Origin of the sequence: Nocardia sp. NPDC050412 (assembly GCF_044458825.1) — a bacterium.
In the GTDB taxonomy this organism is placed as follows: Bacteria; Actinomycetota; Actinomycetes; order Mycobacteriales; family Mycobacteriaceae; genus Nocardia.
The window spans coordinates 32,150-46,534 of record NZ_JBITIJ010000010.1 but is presented as its reverse complement, the minus strand read 5'-3'; the positions used below and the strand labels follow the sequence as shown (position 1 = coordinate 46,534).

Below are 14,385 nucleotides of genomic sequence, written 5' to 3'. Positions count from 1 at the left end.
CCCCTGACCAGCTGAACGTCAGCCGACCGTTCAACCAGGCAAAACTACTGGTCCAACTCCTTGACCAGGGCATCGACCACCGCGACCAGATCGCCCTGGGTGCTCGCGGCCACTTTGCGCTGCCGCTGATAGGACGCGCCGCGCCGTGGGATCTCCGCCACCAGGGCGAGTTCGTCCGCACAGCCGAGCCGCTTGGCCGTCGGTTCCAGCCGCTGCAGCAGATCCATCAGATCATCGGTGACCAACCGCTCATTGCTGTCGTCGTCCACGATGACGATCGCGTCGAGACCGTAGCGGGCCGCGCGCCACTTGTTCTCCTGAACATGCCACGGCGGGATGGTCGGCAGTGTTTCGCCGTTGTCGAGGCGCTGATCGAGATCGACGATCAGGCAGTGAATGAGCGCCGCCAAGGCCGACAGCTCCGCGTGGGTCGAGACCCCATCGCAGACCCGCACCTCGATGGTGCCCCATTTCGGCGCGGGCCGAATATCCCAGTGCATGCCGCCGAGTTGTTCGAAGACCCCGGTCTTCATCTCGTCGTGCACGAAATGCTCGAACTGGGACCAGTTTTCGAATTGGAACGGCAGACCGGCGGTGGGCAGCTGCTGGAACATCAACGTCCGGTTGCTGGCATAGCCGGTATCGGAGCCCGCCCACATCGGCGAGGACGCGGACAGCGCCAGCAGATGCGGATACGACAGCAGCAGCGAGTTGAGGATCGGAAAAACCTTCTCGGCGTGCGAAACTCCGACATGCACATGCACGCCCCAGATCATCATCTGGCGGCCCCACCATTGGGTTCGATCGATCAGCTCGTCGTAATGCGGTGAGCGCGTTAGTTGTTGGGCCGACCACTGGGCGAATGGGTGGGTGCCCGCGCAGAACAGATCGACGCCGAGCGGATCGGCGGCGCGGCGCACGGTATCCATGGTGCCGCGCAGATCGTCGACCGCCTCGCCGACCGTGTTGTGCACACCGGTGACGAGTTCGACGGTATTGCGCAGCAGTTCCTTGGTGACTTGCGGGGTTCCGTCGTAGGAATGTAAGTCACCGAGCGAATCGAACACGGCCGCAGCAGTATTCGACAGATCGCGGGTCACCTTGTCGACGAGCGCGATTTCCCATTCGATACCGATGGTCGGCCGGGGCGACCCGGGGAAGGGAACCCGCGCGATTGCTGGTCCGGCCATATCGGTGACCTTGCTACTGGATTACACCGCAGGCGATGCGACCACCCGCGTCGCCGGTCGCCAGTGTGGTGTCGTCCGGGCCGGCAACGCCGTCGGCGCGGACATAACGGTTGGGGATATTGCCGAAGTTATCGGCATCGGCGTGGATCATCAGGGCCTTGCCCTTGATGTCTTCCAACGTCACCGCATCGGTGGTGGTGACCAGTTTGGCCGTACCGTCGGCACGGACCTCGAGCGAGGTCAGATCGCCGCTGGCCGGATGGGCATTGGCGCTGCCGACCTGCAGGTGGCCGCCGGCCGACAGGAAGTCACCCGCCGGACCGCCGGTGGGCGCGACCGAGTTGGGCTCGCACTTGCCGACCTGGTGGATGTGCAGGCCGTGGAAGCCGGGGCGCAGGCCGTGCGCCTCGATGCTGACCTGCAGGTGGTTGCCGTCCTTGGTGATATTCGCGACGGCGACCGCGGAACCCGCGGGGTCCTTCAGGTCGACCTTCACGCCGGTGTTGGCATTCGGGGCGCCCGTCTCGGTGCCGGATTCGCTGGCCGCCGGGGCGGACGCACCGGTCCACACGGGCGGCGTAGTTCCCTGGACGTCGCTCGACTCCTGGCTGTTCGAGCAGGCGGCGAGGCCGAAGACCGCGACAGCGAGCACCGGGGTCACAGTCCGCCAGGACGGGCGAAGAGTTGTGGACGGGGCCATCGGGGGAACTCCTTTACGAGTACCGAGTTTACGAGTAAGGGCGGGTGGACACGTTCGTTACCGGACAAGATGATGCCACGTTCGCCGTGTCGCTCCCGTGACCGGGCCGTGTCGCGAGCCCCCGCACTGGTCAGTTACCGGTGACAACCACTGTCACACCCGAACCCGCCCCACCGGGACGCGGCTCGGCGGTCGCGCCCAGTTCATCGGCTATGGCCAGTGCGGCTTCCTTCTCGCCGGCGTTATTGCCGTAGTACACAGTCGTATTCGTGATATTGGGGCCGGGATAGTTGCCGACCTCGGCAACGTTCCAGCCATTGGCGGCGAGCTCGTTCGCGGTGCGCGCGGCCAGTCCGGCAACGGTGCTGTTGTTCATAACATGTACCGGCACAGCGCGATTCGCCGTGGTGGTCGCCGCCGCCGTCGTCGTGGTCGTGGTCGACGGTTTCGTGGTGGCCGACACCGAACTGCTCAGTGCCGAACTCGTGGTCTGCACCGGTGGGTTGGTCGTCGCGACCGCCGTGGTAGCGGCGGCCCGACTCGTTGTGCTCGAAGTATCACCCGCCCCCGAGGTGTCGGAATCCGAACTCGATAACGACATCGCGCCGAGCCCGGCGAAAACGATGGCCAGCGCGATCAACACCATCGCCAGCGCGCGCAACGGCGGCCCGCCGGAGGTGGGATTCGGGTAGCTCACGAATATGACCCTATCCGCAAACCGGACCCTATGGTCGTTGCGCTCGCTCCGGTTTTACGGCGGCGCGTCATACCTGGAAACCGAGCCTCCGAGCGGCTCGCGCCTTCTGCCTGCTCGCCCGCAGTCGACGCAACCGCTTCACCAGCATGGGATCGGCGGCCAAAGCCTCAGGCCGATCCACCACTGCGTTGAGTACCTGGTAATACCTGGTCGGCGACATGCCGAACAGTTCACGAATGGCCTCTTCCTTAGCCCCGGCGTACTTCCACCATTGCCGTTCGAAAGCCAGGATGTCGTGTTCGCGACGGCCGAGACCGTCACCGTCGCCATCGACCTGCGGGGCTGCCGTGACATCTTCGCTCGCAGAAGGGCCGTCCTGGATCGCGGAAAGATTCCGAGCCGCTGCGCCGTCCATCTTGCTCCCTCGCCGAGTAATCACCAGACGAAAATGATGCTTGTACGTCGCGGATCATTCAACCATGGGCCGCGGGATTGCCCCCAGCACCGTCGCGGCGTGTTCGCTACCGGTCGGTAGCGCGTCATGACCACCCGCGATCGCGGCGGCTGCGACCCGTTCGAGCCCATCGGCAATAATTGCCCCCATGGCAATCCTCCCCATCGTGATCGTCGGTGACCCGGTTCTGCACAATCCGACCGAGCAGGTCACCCAGACGCCGGAGGAACTGGCCCAGCTGATCACGGATATGTACGAGACGCTCGATGCCGCCAACGGCGTCGGACTGGCCGCGAACCAGGTCGGCGTGCCGTTGCGGCTGTTCGTCTACGACTGCCCCGATATCGACGCCAAGGGTTCGGCTGTGCGCCGCAGGGGCGCGGTGATCAATCCGGTGTTGGAAACCTCGGAGATTCCGGAGACCATGCCGGATCCGGATGACAATGACGAGGGCTGCCTGTCGGTGCCCGGTGAGCAGTTCCCCACCGGTCGGGCCGAATGGGCGCGCGTCACCGGAACCGATGAGCACGGCGAACCGGTGGAGATCGAGGGCAAGGGTTTCTTCGCCCGCATGCTGCAGCACGAGGTCGGACATCTCGACGGCTTCCTCTATGTGGATGTGCTGATCGGCCGCAATGCCCGCGCGGCCAAGAAGGCGATCAAGCGGAACGGTTGGGGCACACCGGGACTCAGCTGGATTCCCGGCACGGTGCCCGATCCGTTCGGACACGATGACTGATCCTGCGGGTGATTCGCTACTGCCCGATATCCAGTTGGGTCGGCGGGTGGTGCTGCGGTACCGGTTGCCGGCGGGTTATCCACAACCGCTCACAGATGTAATCGGCGAACTGATTTCGTTGGATCCGCCTACCGTGCGTGCCGCCGACGGGCAGGTCGTCGCGGTCGCGGTGGATCGCGTTGTCGCGATGAAAGCGTTGGGGCCGAGGCCGATTCGCACCAAGGAGATCCGGGCGCTCGAAGCTGCGGCGGCGTACGCCTGGCCAGGTATCGAGCAGGGTTGGATCGACGGCTGGCTCTTGCGGGCCGGAAACGGCTACACCAACCGCGCCAATTCCGCTGTGCCGCTCGGCAGTTCGGATGGTCCGGCCGCCTTGGGCGCGGATACGCTGCAGCGGATCGGCGAGTGGTACACCGCACATGGACTGCCGGTGCAGCTCGCACTGCCGGATCGGCTCGCGTCGCTGCCGGCTGGCTGGCGGAGTTGGCGCGAAACTCAACTGCTGGCGATCGATATCGAGAATTTCGTACTGCCGCAGGGGCCGCGGATGGTGCGCATTGTGCCCGCCCCCGATGACACCTGGTTGTCGATGCATCGCTACAGCGGCGAAGATCCTGCGACACAGCCTGTTTCGACGCTACCGTTGGTCGAAGTGCTTACGGCCGTGCACGACGGCGAAGTGGGTTTCGCATCGCTCGGGTTGCCGCAGCCCATCGCGATCGGGCGCGGCGCACTCACCACAGCACCGGATGGGCGGCGCTGGATCGGACTGACCTGCGTCGCGGTGGCGGCCGAACACCGCAGGCACGGACTGGGGTCGCTGATCTGCGCGGAGCTCATCCGCTGGGGCGCCGACCGCGGTGCCACCCACGCCTATCTCCAGGTCGAAGCCGAGAACAGCGGGGCCATCGCGATGTATCACGAGTTGGGCTTCCTCGACCACCACACCTACCGCTATGCCGCTCCGGAAGGCTCTCGCTGAACCAACTCCTCCTGCGGTACAACAGATCTATAGCCCATTGCGAAGGAAGGCATCCGTGCGTCTCGCGACCTGGAACGTCAATTCGATCCGCTCCCGCCTCGACCGGGTCGCGGATTTCCTCGACCGCCAGGACATCGATGTGCTCGCGATGCAGGAGACCAAATGCCGCGACGAACAGTTCCCGTTCGAGCGCTTCGACGAACTCGGCTATGAGGTCGCCCACATCGGGCTCAACCAGTGGAACGGTGTCGCTATCGCCTCCCGCATCGGACTCGAAGATGTGCAAGCCGCATTCCCGAACCAGCCCGGCTTCGACAAGGATGCGGCCGACTCGCTGATCAGCGCGCCGATCGTGGAATCGCGCGCACTCGGCGCGACCTGCGGCGGCGTCCGGGTTTGGAGCCTGTACGTGCCCAATGGCCGCACCCTGCACGATCCGCACTACACCTACAAACTGGAATGGCTTGCCGCCCTGCGCGCCAACGGCGCCCAATGGCTCGCCGAGAATCCGGAGGCGCAGATCGCCCTGGTCGGCGACTGGAATATCGCCCCGACCGACGACGATGTGTGGTCCGTCGAATTCTTCGCCAACAAAACCCACACCTCCCAACCCGAACGCGACGCCTTCAACGCCATCGTCGAAACCGGCTTCGCCGACGTAATGCGCCCCTACGCCCCCGGCCCCGGCGTCTACACCTACTGGGACTACACCCAACTGCGCTTCCCCCGAAGAGAAGGCATGCGCATCGATTTCATCCTCGCCTCCCCCACCCTCGCTGCCCGCACTAAAGACGCAACGGTCGACCGCGAGGAACGAAAAGGCAAAGGCCCCAGCGACCACGCCCCCGTAATCGCCGAATTCACCGACTGATCACTGATACCGATCTCATTCATAGTGGAAGCGGCAGGCGACAATCTTGGCCGTGTCATCCTCGATCACATACACAATGCGGTGCTCGGATGTGACGCGACGCGACCAGAACCCAGCGAGGTTCTGCCGCAGCGGCTCCGGCTTGCCTACACCGTCGTAGCCGTTGCGGGTGATGTCCTCGATGAGTCTGTTGATTCGCCTCAGCGTTGCCTTGTCGTTGGCTTGCCACCAGAGATAGTCGGCCCAGGCATCCGGCGTGAACAAGACCTTCACTCCACGCCCTCGTCGTCGGTTTCGACGAGTTCATGGTGTTCGGTCTCGCCGGCCCGTAACTGCTCGATCGACCGCTCCAGATGGCGAGCATTGGCCGGTGATCCGAGCAGGTATGCGGTTTCCTTCAGCGACTGGTACTCACGCAGCGAAATCACGACTGCAGACTCTCGTCCCGCGCGGGTGATGACGACCTCTTCCAGATCTTCGGTAGCCGAATCCAGGACAGAAGCCAGGTTGGCGCGAGCTTCGGTGATAGAGATGGGTCGCATGACGGTCCTCTCGAACGTTCGCAAGTATCAATGTACATCATCACGTACATAGAGTGCACAATAGACCGGCTGAACCGTTCGCTCGTGGGGGCGACATCCGCCGCAAGAGGCCCGGTACCAGGGCGAACCAGGTCAGTAACACTGATATCTTGTGCGCATGGGTAGCGAGACGGCGGTGCAGCCACGGCAGCGGGCACAGCATCTGGGCCCGGAGCGTCGCCGTCCCCAAGTGCTCGATACCGCGCTGGCGATTGCCGTCGAGCACGGCGTCGCGGCGGTCACCATGGCCGCGATCGCCGAACGGATGAATGTGACCAGGCCCGTGGTGTACGCCTGCTTCCCGGATCGCGTCGAGCTGATCGAGGCGCTCATCCAACGCGAGGAGAGCTTCCTGGTCGGCGGAGTGCTCGAGGTGCTGCCCCCGCGCGCTGTCGACGCGGGCGAGACCGTTTTCGTCGATGGTTTCCGCGCACTGTTGGAGAAAGCGGCCGAGCGACCGGACGGGTGGCGGCTGCTGTACGGCAATCCCGATCCGGCCGTTGCGGATTCGTTCGGGCGCGGTCGCCAGCTCGCCATCGAGCGTTGCGCCACACTGCTGCGACCGACGCTGCGCGCCTGGGGTACCGAGGATGCCGAGCGCAAGTTGCCGGTGCTGGTCGAGCTGTGGGTGTCCGCGGGCGAGGGTGCGGTGCGCACGCTGCTGGCGGGCGAGGGCGGTTGGGATCCGCAGAGCCTCGGGGCCTTTGTCGGGGCGGCCGTGTATCGCGCATTGCGCCACGCCTGACAATTGTTCAGGACTTCACTCCATCGCTAGGCGGAATGCCGTAGAAGTCGACGGTGGGCCGACAAAATGTCCACCTTACCGGCGCCGCGGCACTACGATGGAGGCAAATCCAGCGGTCCAGCCGGAGGTGCGGTCATGGCGTTCTATCGGCAGGTGGGAGCGGTGCCACCGAAGCGGCATACCCAGCATCGAGACGACCAGGGACGGCTCTATTACGAAGAGCTGATGGGCGAGGAGGGCTTCTCCGGCGATTCCTCGCTGCTGTATCACCGCGGCCTGCCGCCAGCCATTGTCGATTCGACGGTATGGGAGCTGCCGGACCAGACCCTCACCCCGAATCATCCACTGCGCCATCGACATCTGCGTCTGCACGAACTCTTTCCCGGCGATACCGCGGCCGGAACCGATCCGGTCACCGGTCGGCGGCTGCTGCTCGGCAATGCGGATGTTCGGATCTCCTATGTGGTGGCCAAGGGCGCGTCACCGCTGTACCGCAATGCGATCGGCGACGAGCTGGTGTACGTGGAATCCGGTGCGGCCGTCGTCGAAACGGTCTTCGGCACCATCCCGGCCCGGCAGGGCGATCAGGTTTTGATTCCGCGCGCGACCACCCACCGCTGGCTACCGAGCGGCCCGCAACCACTGCGCGCGTATGTGATCGAAGCATCCAGCCACATCACCCCGCCGAAGCGGTATCTCTCGAAATTCGGTCAGCTGCTGGAACATTCGCCGTACTGCGAGCGGGATCTGCACGGGCCGGGGGAACCGCTGATCGCCACCGGAACCGATATCGAGGTGCTGGTGAAGCATCGCCCCGGCGGCCAGGTGGTCGGCACGCGGATGAGCTACGCGACCCATCCTTTCGACGTGGTCGGCTGGGGCGGCTGCCTGTACCCGCTCACCTTCAATATCGCCGATTTCGAACCGCTCACCGGCCGGGTGCACCAGCCGCCGCCCGCCCATCAGGCATTCGAGGGGATCAATTTCGTGGTGTGCAATTTCGTACCACGCAAGGTCGACTACCACCCATTATCGATTCCGGTGCCGTATTACCACTCCAATGTCGACAGCGACGAGATCATGTTCTACTGCGGCGGAAACTACGAAGCGCGTAGGGGTTCCGGTATCGGGCAGGGTTCGGTATCGGTACATCCCGGCGGTTATGCGCACGGTCCGCAGCCGGGCGCGTATGAGCGCAGTATCGGCATCGATTTCTTCGACGAACTCGCGGTCATGGTCGATACTTTCCGACCGCTGGAGCTCGGCGAAGGCGCGCTGGCCTGCGAGGATCCCGGATATGCGTGGACTTGGTCCGGTCGCGGACCGCAATCCGACCGAGACGGGGACCTGAATCGGCGTCCGCACGCGAACCAGCGCCGTGGGTCCGCATGAAGACCCGCATCGAGGTCCCCGACAACACTCTCTTCGGTCCGGATAATCTCCCCTACGGCGTCTTCGCGCCGGAGGGCCAGGACTTCCGGGTCGGTGTGCGGATCGGCGATCAGGTCATCGATCTGGCTGCGGCACTGGAGGATCCGGTATTCGCCGAGCCGAGTCTCAATGCGTTCATGGCCGCGGGGCCACGTCGGTGGCGGGAGGTACGCAGCCGGATTCGCGAGCTTGTCGATGGCGAACTCCCCAGGGAGGCAGTACATCCGCTGCACGGCGTGCGCACCGAACTGCCGGTGACGATCGGCGATTACGTCGATTTCTATGCCAGCATCGACCACGCGACGAACCTCGGCAGGCTGTTTCGACCCGATGCCGAACCGCTGCTGCCCAATTGGCGACATCTGCCGGTTGGATATCACGGGCGTGCCGGCACGGTCGTCGTCTCCGGTACCGATATCGTGCGGCCGCACGGTCAATGCCGAACACCGTCCGGCACACCGGATTTCGGCCCATCACAGCGTCTCGATATCGAGGCCGAGCTCGGATTCGTGGTCGGAGTCGGATCCGAACTCGGCGCACCCATCGATATCGACATGTTCGCCGAGCACGTCTTCGGCGTCGCGCTGGTGAACGATTGGTCCGCGCGCGATATCCAGGCCTGGGAGTATCAGCCGCTCGGACCGTTTCTGGGCAAGTCGTTCGCGACCTCACTCTCGGCCTGGATAACGCCGCTGGCCGCCTTGGAGACCGCCCGCATTCCGCTGCCGAAGCAAGAACCCGAAACACTGCCCTATCTGCGGGGCAGCCAACAGTGGGGGCTGGACATCGACCTGGCCGTGCACTGGAACGGCCAAACCGTCTCGCATCCACCGTATTCCCGAATGTACTGGTCACCGGCGCAGATGCTGGCGCATCTCACCGCGAACGGCGCCGCAACTCGCACCGGCGACCTCTACGCCTCCGGCACCATCTCCGGGCCGGAGCCGGACCAGCGCGGTTCGTTCATCGAATTATCCTGGGGCGGAGCCGAACCCGTCACGGTGAACGGGCTGCACCGGACCTTCCTGGAGGACGGCGACGAGGTCGTCATCACGGCTTCGGCCCCGGGTTCCGGTACTCGACGCATCGGCCTCGGGGAGGTTCGCGGGCGTATCTGGCACGCGCACGGCTGAGCGTTCAACGCGCGGCAGTTCGAACTCCCGCATCGACGACGGCGATGAAACGCTGCAGGTCCTCGATCAGCGTATCGACCAGATCGGGAGCACCACCGTCGTCATGATGGTGCAGCCAGTCCGCGACGAGTTCGAACATGCCACCAATGGTGGCCAGCGCCAGAGCGATTCGCCCGCGCTGCTGCTCCGGATCCGATGACTCCACACCCGACCACTGCTGATCGAGGAAGGCCGCCGCCCAACGTCGATTACTGCGCCGTTGCTTTTCCACCGCCGGTGAGATGCCGCCCGCCTCACCGAATGTCACCTTGGCCAGCCGCGGATCGTCGGCAATGGCGTGCACGAAGGCCGCGATAATGGCCTGCGCGCGCTCTGGCCACGGCAGTTCGGCGGCCGCGATGGCCGCCTCGATAGCCCGCCGTTGAATCTGCTCGGTGATATGGGTGAGCAGCGCGACGTAGCACGCTTCCTTGCTGTCGAAATGATCGTAGAAACCCTTGGTGCCGACGAACGCGCGCTGACAGATCTGTTCGATCGACGTACCCGAAAAGCTTTGCTCGGCAAATAGTTCAGTGGCCGCGTCGAGCAATTGGCTGCGCCGCTGCGCACTGCGCTGCTCGGCATCGAGGCCACGGATGCGGCGCCGCGCCGGAGTCGGATCGGGCCGCGCGGCGGATTTGCTGCGGGTCATATCTCGACCATAGCCGGAGCAGTTTCAGAAAGACTTCTTGTTGGTAACAGGAAGCCGTGTTGTAATCACTGTCACGTCGATGAGGAAGGTGCAGCCGTGCCAGTGATCAATGAGGATCCGACCCGCAAACGTCGGCGCGGATCGCGCACGGCGGCCGCGCTGGTAGCGATGGCGATGGCCTTGATGGCCTCGCTGGCCGGTGGTATCGCGGCCACGCCAGCCGCAGCCGTACCTGTGCCACAACAGGATTCGTTCTATCAGCCGCCGGAGGGCTTCGAGGCGCAGGAAGTCGGCGCGATTCTGCGCTCGCGCGAAGTGCATCTGGCGGTGCTGACCGTACTGCCGCTGAGCGTGCGCTCATGGCAGCTGCTCTACCGCAGCACCGATCTGTTCGGACAACCGACGGCCGCCGTCACCACCGTCATACTGCCCGCGGGCGCGGATCCGAACCGGTCGCGTCCGCTGGTCTCGCTGCAGTTCTACTACGACAGCGCCAGCATCGCCTGTGCACCGTCATTCGTGCTACAGCAGGGCGCAGGACTGCCGGGCGTCGAAGGTATCCATTCACAGAGCGAGCTGATCGCGATCGCCGCGCTGATCAGTCAGGGCTGGGCCATTTCGGTGCCGGACTACGAGGGCCTCAACGGACATCTTGCGGTGGCCGAGGAGCCGGGATATATGACACTCGACGGCATTCGGGCCGCCGAGCGTTTCGAACCACTCGGCCTGGACGGCGCGAATACCCCGGTGGCGCTGTGGGGTTATTCCGGCGGCGGCATGGGCAGCGGATGGGCCGCGCAGATGCAGCCGAGCTATGCGCCGGAACTGAACGTCAAGGGTGCCGCGCTCGGTGCGCCGGTTTCGGACGTCGAATCCCTGTTGCACGTCAACGGATCCATGTTCTCCAGCCTTATCGGCATCGGCGTGTCCTCGCTCTACAACGCCTACCCGAAGTTCCGCGAGGTGACCGATCAGTACCTGACGCCCGAGGGCAAGGCGCTGATGAACCGGACCAACTCGCAGTGCCTGCCACGCAATGCACTGACCCAGATGTTCACCGATTACCAACGGATACTGACGATTCCGATCGCGCAATACCTCGCACTACCGGAAATCCGCGAGGTCTTCGACGCGACCGTACTCGGCGAGCGCACCCCGACCGCGCCGCTGTTCATCTATCAGGGCGTCCTGGACGAGGCGGTGCCGATCTGGACCACCGATCGCCTGAATCAGCAGTGGTGCGCCGACGGCGCATCGATCGTCTACAAACGCGACCACCTCAGCGAACACCTGACCCTCCCGTCACTCGGCATGGCCGACACCTTCAGCTGGTTGAAGTCGCGCCTGGCCCCCAATGCGCAGGATCAGGTCGGGTGCCGCACCGAGAACGTGGTTTCCATGCTCGCCGATTTCAATGACCTGATCACCCAGATCGAGATCAATCTGAACGCCACCTTCGGCGCCCTCGGTTTCCCGATCGGGCCGCGCGAACGCTGATGCAACTGCCTCGGCATCAATTTGTGCGAATCCACTCCTGAGCGGCGGATTCTTCGTGTATCTTCCTGGATGAAGCCCCGGACCACCCTTGGTCCGGGGCTATCGCCATTTTTACGACACGACCGGCAGGTACACCTGTGCGCCGTGGTCGGCGAATTCGGCGGACTTCTCCGCCATCCCTGCTTCGATCGCCTCGACATCCGAAAGTCCCTGGCGGGCAGCGTATTCCCGTACGTCCGCGGAGATGCGCATGGAGCAGAACTTCGGTCCGCACATGGAGCAGAAGTGGGCGGTCTTGGCGGGTTCGGCGGGGAGGGTTTCGTCGTGGTACTCGCGGGCGGTGTCCGGATCGAGGGAGAGAGCGAACTGGTCGCGCCAGCGGAATTCGAACCGCGCCTTGGACAACTCGTTATCGCGGTCCTGGGCGTGCGGATGGCCTTTGGCGAGGTCAGCGGCGTGCGCGGCGATCTTGTAGGTGATCACACCGACCTTGACGTCGTCGCGGTTGGGCAGCCCCAGGTGCTCCTTGGGGGTGACATAGCAGAGCATCGCGGTGCCCGCCTGGGCGATGATCGCCGCACCGATGGCCGAGGTGATGTGATCGTAGGCCGGTGCGATATCGGTGGCGAGCGGGCCGAGGGTGTAGAACGGCGCCTCCTCGCACAGCTCCTCTTCCAGCCGCACGTTCTCCACGATCTTGTGCATCGGCACGTGCCCCGGACCCTCGATCATGACCTGCACACCATGCGATTTCGCGATCTTGGTCAGCTCACCCAGGGTGCGCAGCTCGGCGAACTGGGCCTCGTCATTGGCATCCGCGATGGAGCCCGGGCGCAGGCCGTCACCGAGCGAGAAGGTCACGTCGTAGCGCGCCAGGATCTCGCAGAGTTCGGCGAAGTTGGTGTACAGGAACGACTCCTGATGATGTGCCAGACACCATGCGGCCATGATGGATCCACCGCGCGAGACGATGCCGGTGACCCGCTTGGCGGTCAGCGGTACATAGCGCAGCAGCACACCGGCGTGCACGGTCATATAGTCGACGCCCTGCTCGCACTGCTCGATTACGGTGTCCCGGTAGATCTCCCAGGTGAGCGCGGTCGGATCGCCGTTCACCTTCTCCAGCGCCTGATAGATCGGCACGGTGCCGACCGGGACGGGCGAGTTGCGCAGGATCCATTCGCGCGTCTCGTGAATGTTCTTGCCGGTGGACAGATCCATAATGGTGTCCGCACCCCAGCGGGTGGCCCACACCATCTTCTCCACTTCCTCCGCGATCGAGGAGGATACGGCCGAGTTGCCGATATTGGCATTGATCTTCACCAGGAACTTCTTGCCGATAATGGTCGGCTCCAGCTCCGGATGCTTGTGGTTGGCCGGGATGACCGCGCGACCCGCGGCGACCTCGTCGCGCACCAGTTCCGGCGTGACGCCCTCGCGTGCGGCGATGAAGCGCATCTCGGGAGTGATGATGCCCTGACGTGCCCGGGCCAGCTGGGTCGGCGGACCGTCGACCTCGGGTTTGGTCCAGCCGTCGCGCAACTTCGGTAGACCGGCCTCCAGATCGATGGTCGCCGCGTCGTCGGTGTACGGGCCCGAGGTGTCGTAGACGTCGAAATGCTCGCCATTGGTCAGATTGATCCGACGCACCGGAATGCGCAGGTCATCGACCTGTTGGTAGTGCTTGACGCTGCCTTCGATCGGACCGGTGGTCACGGAGTCGACATGTGTGCCCATGAATATCCTCCCTACGCCGGCATTACCCGGTCAGGTTCATACGGTCGACGGCCCTGAACGCCCGAATTGGGCTAGCCATCCTCTCAGCCCGCTGGTGCGAGCCCCCGTTGGTGTGTGAAATTTTCCCGCCCGACGATACCTTTCCACCTGCACGCCCCGCAGGGCGATCGGAGGAACATACAGCGAAGCGGCCGAGGCCCGACCGGGCGCCGGTACATTCCTCAGGGTGAAATTCATCCTGGAGGTAGATCTGGATGTCCTGCCCGAAGGCGTGGCGGCGCCGGCCGATCTCGCCGATGAGCTCGGCCGGATCCTGCGCTACTGGGGCGGAAATATGAAGCACTACCAGATCACCGAGGGTGACAGCTCCGCGATCTACAACTCCGGATACCGCGAGGTCGGCTCCTGGCAGATCAGCTGACCTTGCCCTCGTAGGCGTCCCGCATGCCTTGCAGGTCGATTTTCTGCATACCGAGCATCGCCTGCGTGGCGCGGTTCGCGGCAGCGCGATCGGTACCGGTCAGCAGGGTGTCGGCTTCGACGGGCCAGATCTGCCAGGGAATGCCGTATTTATCGTTGAGCCAACCACATTCGATCGGCTGGCCGCCGTCTGCGAGCAGTGCCGTCCACAGCCGGTCGACCTCGTCCTGGCTGTCGCAGTTGACCAGCAGCGACATGGCGTGGGTGTAGTGGTAATCGCCGCCGCCGTTGATCGCGGTGAACTTCTGTCCGTTGAGTTCGAAATCGACGAGCATGGTGAGCCCGGCTTCGCGCGGACCCGCCTCGGAGTACGGCACGACATTGGTGATCTTCGAATCCTCGAACAGCGAACAGTAGAACTCGGCGGCCTCCTCGGCCTGGGTGTCGTACCAGAGGTTCGTGACGATCTTCTGCATGGTGGTCCTCCCGATCGGTGTGCCTGTATTAGTGCCGACGG

At 64.4% G+C, this 14,385-nt stretch carries 18 protein-coding genes and 1 riboswitch; of the genes, 8 read left to right on the top strand and 10 right to left on the bottom strand.

The window, feature by feature from the left end; genetic code table 11:
- Nucleotides 1-44: 44 nt before the first annotated feature.
- The 5 genes from ACIBI6_RS26595 to ACIBI6_RS26575 all read right to left on the bottom strand — a co-directional run bounded on the left by ACIBI6_RS26595 (nt 45) and on the right by ACIBI6_RS26575 (nt 3,191).
- Nucleotides 45-1,190, bottom strand: a complete 1,146-nt coding sequence (locus ACIBI6_RS26595) for a glutamate--cysteine ligase (protein WP_364353704.1) — start codon at nt 1,188-1,190, stop codon at nt 45-47.
- A gap of 13 nt (nt 1,191-1,203) precedes the next feature.
- Nucleotides 1,204-1,890: a superoxide dismutase[Cu-Zn] gene (gene sodC, locus ACIBI6_RS26590; RefSeq protein WP_364353707.1), complete on the bottom strand. Its 687-nt coding sequence runs from the start codon at nt 1,888-1,890 to the stop codon at nt 1,204-1,206.
- A gap of 130 nt (nt 1,891-2,020) precedes the next feature.
- The gene (locus ACIBI6_RS26585; protein ID WP_396958229.1) at nt 2,021-2,587 is read right to left on the bottom strand and encodes a LytR C-terminal domain-containing protein; all 567 of its coding nucleotides are present in this window, start codon (nt 2,585-2,587) and stop codon (nt 2,021-2,023) included.
- Nucleotides 2,588-2,654: 67 nt separating this feature from the next.
- Nucleotides 2,655-3,002 carry a DUF3263 domain-containing protein gene (locus tag ACIBI6_RS26580; RefSeq protein WP_364353713.1) on the bottom strand — a complete coding sequence of 116 codons (348 nt, stop codon included), beginning with the start codon at nt 3,000-3,002 and terminating at the stop codon, nt 2,655-2,657.
- Between the two features lie 54 nt (nt 3,003-3,056).
- Nucleotides 3,057-3,191 (bottom strand): hypothetical protein, encoded by a 135-nt coding sequence (locus ACIBI6_RS26575; RefSeq protein ID WP_364353716.1) that lies wholly within the window; start codon nt 3,189-3,191, stop codon nt 3,057-3,059.
- Between ACIBI6_RS26575 and ACIBI6_RS26570 the strand changes: the two genes are divergently transcribed.
- From ACIBI6_RS26570 to ACIBI6_RS26560, 3 genes are read left to right on the top strand one after another with little or no spacing between them, the layout of a single operon-like run.
- Nucleotides 3,190-3,780, top strand: coding sequence for a peptide deformylase (locus ACIBI6_RS26570; protein ID WP_364353719.1), 591 nt, complete (start codon nt 3,190-3,192; stop codon nt 3,778-3,780). The genes ACIBI6_RS26575 and ACIBI6_RS26570 overlap by 2 nt on opposite strands.
- Nucleotides 3,773-4,762: a GNAT family N-acetyltransferase gene (locus ACIBI6_RS26565; protein ID WP_364353722.1), complete on the top strand. Its 990-nt coding sequence runs from the start codon at nt 3,773-3,775 to the stop codon at nt 4,760-4,762. Before ACIBI6_RS26570 ends, ACIBI6_RS26565 begins: the two co-directional genes overlap by 8 nt.
- Before the next feature lie 55 nt (nt 4,763-4,817).
- On the top strand, nt 4,818-5,633 hold the full coding sequence (locus ACIBI6_RS26560) for an exodeoxyribonuclease III (protein WP_396958228.1): 816 nt from the start codon (nt 4,818-4,820) through the stop codon (nt 5,631-5,633).
- A gap of 15 nt (nt 5,634-5,648) precedes the next feature.
- Here ACIBI6_RS26560 and ACIBI6_RS26555 read toward each other — a convergent pair whose 3' ends face one another.
- A complete protein-coding gene (locus ACIBI6_RS26555; protein ID WP_364353728.1) occupies nt 5,649-5,906 on the bottom strand; it encodes a Txe/YoeB family addiction module toxin in 258 nt (85 codons plus the stop codon).
- The gene (locus tag ACIBI6_RS26550; protein ID WP_364353731.1) at nt 5,903-6,175 is read right to left on the bottom strand and encodes a type II toxin-antitoxin system prevent-host-death family antitoxin; all 273 of its coding nucleotides are present in this window, start codon (nt 6,173-6,175) and stop codon (nt 5,903-5,905) included. The genes ACIBI6_RS26555 and ACIBI6_RS26550 overlap by 4 nt, the downstream gene beginning before the upstream one ends.
- A 157-nt stretch (nt 6,176-6,332) precedes the next feature.
- Here ACIBI6_RS26550 and ACIBI6_RS26545 point away from each other — a divergent pair, with 157 nt between their 5' ends.
- The 3 genes from ACIBI6_RS26545 to fahA all read left to right on the top strand — a co-directional run bounded on the left by ACIBI6_RS26545 (nt 6,333) and on the right by fahA (nt 9,523).
- Complete coding sequence (locus tag ACIBI6_RS26545; RefSeq protein WP_364353734.1) at nt 6,333-6,959, top strand: TetR/AcrR family transcriptional regulator; 627 nt, start codon at nt 6,333-6,335, stop codon at nt 6,957-6,959.
- Nucleotides 6,960-7,094: 135 nt separating this feature from the next.
- Nucleotides 7,095-8,351 (top strand): homogentisate 1,2-dioxygenase domain-containing protein, encoded by a 1,257-nt coding sequence (locus tag ACIBI6_RS26540; protein ID WP_364353736.1) that lies wholly within the window; start codon nt 7,095-7,097, stop codon nt 8,349-8,351.
- Complete coding sequence (gene fahA, locus ACIBI6_RS26535) at nt 8,348-9,523, top strand: fumarylacetoacetase (protein WP_396958227.1); 1,176 nt, start codon at nt 8,348-8,350, stop codon at nt 9,521-9,523. The genes ACIBI6_RS26540 and fahA overlap by 4 nt, the downstream gene beginning before the upstream one ends.
- A 4-nt stretch (nt 9,524-9,527) precedes the next feature.
- Here fahA and ACIBI6_RS26530 read toward each other — a convergent pair whose 3' ends face one another.
- Nucleotides 9,528-10,214: a TetR/AcrR family transcriptional regulator gene (locus ACIBI6_RS26530; RefSeq protein ID WP_364353742.1), complete on the bottom strand. Its 687-nt coding sequence runs from the start codon at nt 10,212-10,214 to the stop codon at nt 9,528-9,530.
- A 96-nt stretch (nt 10,215-10,310) separates the two neighbouring features.
- On the opposite strand from ACIBI6_RS26530, the gene ACIBI6_RS26525 reads away from it, so the two are divergent.
- Nucleotides 10,311-11,711 (top strand): lipase family protein, encoded by a 1,401-nt coding sequence (locus ACIBI6_RS26525; RefSeq protein ID WP_396958226.1) that lies wholly within the window; start codon nt 10,311-10,313, stop codon nt 11,709-11,711.
- 111 nt (nt 11,712-11,822) lie between these two features.
- Here the strand turns inward: ACIBI6_RS26525 and thiC are convergent, their stop codons facing one another.
- Complete coding sequence (thiC, locus tag ACIBI6_RS26520) at nt 11,823-13,448, bottom strand: phosphomethylpyrimidine synthase ThiC (RefSeq protein ID WP_396958225.1); 1,626 nt, start codon at nt 13,446-13,448, stop codon at nt 11,823-11,825.
- Nucleotides 13,440-13,566, bottom strand: a riboswitch (TPP riboswitch). It overlaps the preceding gene by 9 nt.
- Before the next feature lie 108 nt (nt 13,567-13,674).
- On the opposite strand from thiC, the gene ACIBI6_RS26515 reads away from it, so the two are divergent.
- A complete protein-coding gene (locus tag ACIBI6_RS26515) occupies nt 13,675-13,869 on the top strand; it encodes a hypothetical protein (RefSeq protein WP_364353751.1) in 195 nt (64 codons plus the stop codon).
- Here the strand turns inward: ACIBI6_RS26515 and ACIBI6_RS26510 are convergent.
- Nucleotides 13,862-14,344 carry a VOC family protein gene (locus ACIBI6_RS26510; protein ID WP_364353754.1) on the bottom strand — a complete coding sequence of 161 codons (483 nt, stop codon included), beginning with the start codon at nt 14,342-14,344 and terminating at the stop codon, nt 13,862-13,864. The two genes, ACIBI6_RS26515 and ACIBI6_RS26510, sit on opposite strands and share 8 nt — an antisense overlap.
- Nucleotides 14,345-14,385: the final 41 nt, after the last annotated feature.

Coding starts and splice junctions, on each gene's coding strand:
- ACIBI6_RS26595 (WP_364353704.1), bottom strand. CDS start 1,190: ATGGCCGGACCAGCAATCGCGCGGGTTCCCTTCCCCGGGTCGCCCCGG.
- sodC (WP_364353707.1), bottom strand. CDS start 1,890: ATGGCCCCGTCCACAACTCTTCGCCCGTCCTGGCGGACTGTGACCCCG.
- ACIBI6_RS26580 (WP_364353713.1), bottom strand. CDS start 3,002: ATGGACGGCGCAGCGGCTCGGAATCTTTCCGCGATCCAGGACGGCCCT.
- ACIBI6_RS26570 (WP_364353719.1), top strand. CDS start 3,190: ATGGCAATCCTCCCCATCGTGATCGTCGGTGACCCGGTTCTGCACAAT.
- ACIBI6_RS26575 (WP_364353716.1), bottom strand. CDS start 3,191: ATGGGGGCAATTATTGCCGATGGGCTCGAACGGGTCGCAGCCGCCGCG.
- ACIBI6_RS26565 (WP_364353722.1), top strand. CDS start 3,773: ATGACTGATCCTGCGGGTGATTCGCTACTGCCCGATATCCAGTTGGGT.
- ACIBI6_RS26550 (WP_364353731.1), bottom strand. CDS start 6,175: ATGCGACCCATCTCTATCACCGAAGCTCGCGCCAACCTGGCTTCTGTC.
- ACIBI6_RS26545 (WP_364353734.1), top strand. CDS start 6,333: ATGGGTAGCGAGACGGCGGTGCAGCCACGGCAGCGGGCACAGCATCTG.
- ACIBI6_RS26540 (WP_364353736.1), top strand. CDS start 7,095: ATGGCGTTCTATCGGCAGGTGGGAGCGGTGCCACCGAAGCGGCATACC.
- fahA (WP_396958227.1), top strand. CDS start 8,348: ATGAAGACCCGCATCGAGGTCCCCGACAACACTCTCTTCGGTCCGGAT.
- ACIBI6_RS26530 (WP_364353742.1), bottom strand. CDS start 10,214: ATGACCCGCAGCAAATCCGCCGCGCGGCCCGATCCGACTCCGGCGCGG.
- thiC (WP_396958225.1), bottom strand. CDS start 13,448: ATGGGCACACATGTCGACTCCGTGACCACCGGTCCGATCGAAGGCAGC.
- ACIBI6_RS26510 (WP_364353754.1), bottom strand. CDS start 14,344: ATGCAGAAGATCGTCACGAACCTCTGGTACGACACCCAGGCCGAGGAG.